Source organism: Phenylobacterium sp., assembly GCF_031425575.1.
Classification (GTDB): Bacteria; Pseudomonadota; Alphaproteobacteria; order Caulobacterales; family Caulobacteraceae; genus Phenylobacterium.
The window spans coordinates 1-2475 of the sequence record NZ_JANPJP010000194.1 but is presented as its reverse complement, the minus strand read 5'-3'; the positions used below and the strand labels follow the sequence as shown (position 1 = coordinate 2475).

The window sequence follows — 2475 nt, the reverse complement described above, 5'->3', positions numbered from 1 at the left end:
GCCGCCGGCCCGTGTTTGGGCCATCCTGTCCGCGCGCCTGCGAAAACGCGAGGCTGTCGTCGCGGCAGTCGAGGGTGGAAAATCTAGGCCGCCAGCACCTCGCCATCGGCGTCTCGGCCGATCCAGCGGGCCAGGCAGTCGTTGAGGGCCGCGATGCTGACGGGCTTGCCGACGCTGTCGACCATGCCGGCCTCGCGCATCCTGGCGACCTGCTCGGGCATGACGTCGGCGCTCATGGCGATGATCGGGGTCATGCCGACTTGCCCCCCCAGGGCGCGGATGGCGCGGGTGGCGGCCAGGCCGTCAACGACGGGCATGTGGACGTCCATAAGGATGGCGTCGTAGCGGCAGGTCTGGGCGGCCTCGATCGCCTCGCGGCCATCGCAGGCGATGTCGGAGGTGCAGCCCAGCAGGCTGAGGATCGTGACCCCCAGCTCGCGGTTCATGGGGTGGTCGTCCACCAGCAGGATGTGGGCCGACAGACCCTGTTCCTGACCCTGGTCATCGGCGCGCTCGGCGATGGCCTCGGCGCGGGCCATGAGGATTTCCAGCCAGAAGGTTGAGCCCTGGCCGGGGGTCGACTCCATGCCCACCTTGCCGCCCATTAGGTCCACCAGGCCCTTGCAGATGGCCAAGCCCAAGCCGGTGCCGCCGTGGGTGCGGCTGACCGATGAGTCCACCTGGCTGAAGCGCTGGAACAGGCGCTCGGCCGCGTCGGGCGCGATGCCGGGACCCGTGTCAGTGACGGCGATGCGGATCAGGTCCTGCTCACCCTGGGACACCACCGACAGGGCCAGGGTGACGCCGCCGACGTCGGTGAACTTGACCGCGTTGTTGAGCAGGTTGAGCAGCACCTGGCCGAGGCGGTGGTCGTCGCAGACGTGGGCCGCGCCGGCCGCGCCCTGGAAGGTCATGGCCAGGATCAGACCCTTGCGCTGGGCGCTCTCCCCCACGATCGCCAGGGCCGATTGGCAGGCCTGGGCCAAGTCCACGGGCTTGGGATCCAGGTCGATGCGGCCGGCCTCAACCTTGGAGAAGTCGAGGATGTCGTTGACCACGGTGAGCAGGGCGGCGCCGGAGCGCTCGATCAGACCGATCTGGTGGCGGCTGTCGGCCGGCAGGTCGTTGCGCCGCACGAGCACCTGAGCGAAGCCGATGATGGAGTTCAACGGTGTGCGGATCTCGTGGCTCATGGCCGCCAGAAACTCGGTCTTGGCCACGGACGCCGCCTGGGCGCGGTCGCGGGCGCGCATGTAGCTGGCCGAGCGGCGCGCCAGGATCTGGCGCAGGCGCTGCTGGTGGGTGGCCATGAGGGCGGCGATGAGGCCGGTGGCGAAGACCATCGCCAGGCAAACCTGGGACATGGTGATCCGGATACTGAGGCTCTCGTGGTCCGCCCGCAGGCCCGGCGGGGCGTGATGAAGGCCGAGCGGCAGCATGACCATGCAGGCGAGCGCCATGGCCACGGTGACAGCGCGGGGGCCCATCCGCAGACCCACCACGGTGATGGCCGGGAAGGCGGCGAACAGGGCCACGAGGCTGAACGGAGTGAAGACCGCCGCCGCCAGACCCACCATCAGCAGATAGGCGCAGAGCTGCTCCCAAGGCGGGGCCCGCATCAGGCTGGCGCGGCTGCGGGCCAGCAACAGGATGGCCGGCAGCACCAGGCTCATGCCGAGGAACTTGGCCGGCAGGCGACTGGCCAGCATGCCGACCGGGAACTCGCCGTGCAGCATCCAGGCGCCGACGCCCAACAGGAGCGACCCGGCCAGCAGCACCGGCAGCAGCGCCAGGAAGATGAGGCCGGCGAACCGGCCGGGGGTGGTGAGGCGCACCACGCCAAGTCTGCGCGCCAGCCAGGCGACGCAGACGGCCTCAACCGTGTTCAGCGCCGAGAAGCCGATGGCGTCCACCACGGAAAGCCGGAACAGCAGGATGACGGCGACCTGGAGGCCGAACCCAGCGGCCAGGGTCGGCAGCCGCCAGCGGGAGGGCAGCAGCAACAGGCCGCCGATGACGAAGGCGTTGGCCGTCCAGATGTTGTCGATGCCGCCGGCCTCTTGGCGCAGGGCGTTGGTCAGCCAGAGGTTGGCGACGTAGCAGAGGCAGAGAACCAGCGCCAAGGCGGCGTGCCGGTTGCGACTGATGGTCTTGATCATGTCGATGCCTGGCGCCGCCAATTCCTGAGCCCAACCCTAAGATCGGGGTCGCCAAGGAACCGTTAAGGACACCAGAGCTTCCAAAACCCGAGCCTCGGGCCCACCGTCGCTGGGAGAGGCGGCGGCTTGACCTCGTCTCTCCCGCGCCGCACAAACCGGGCGAAATTCTGACCCCCTTTCTGGAGAGACTTCCATGGCGGACATCCGCTTCGACGGCAAAGTGGCGATCGTCACCGGCGCGGGCGGCGGCCTGGGCAAGCAGCATGCGCTGGAGCTGGCGCGCCGCGGGGCCAAGGTTGTCGTCAACGACCTGGGC

Annotated in this window: 2 protein-coding genes; one reads left to right on the top strand and one right to left on the bottom strand. The window is 69.4% G+C overall.

Annotation, left to right across the window (positions count from 1 at the left end; translation table 11 throughout):
* Positions 1-83: 83 nt before the first annotated feature.
* A complete protein-coding gene (locus RMO97_RS11155; RefSeq protein ID WP_310541067.1) occupies positions 84-2159 on the bottom strand; it encodes an ATP-binding protein in 2076 nt (691 codons plus the stop codon).
* A 193-nt stretch (positions 2160-2352) separates the two neighbouring features.
* On the opposite strand from RMO97_RS11155, the gene RMO97_RS11150 reads away from it, so the two are divergent.
* Positions 2353-2475, top strand: a 123-nt coding sequence (locus RMO97_RS11150) for an SDR family NAD(P)-dependent oxidoreductase (RefSeq protein ID WP_310541069.1), incomplete at its 3' end; no start/stop codon positions are given.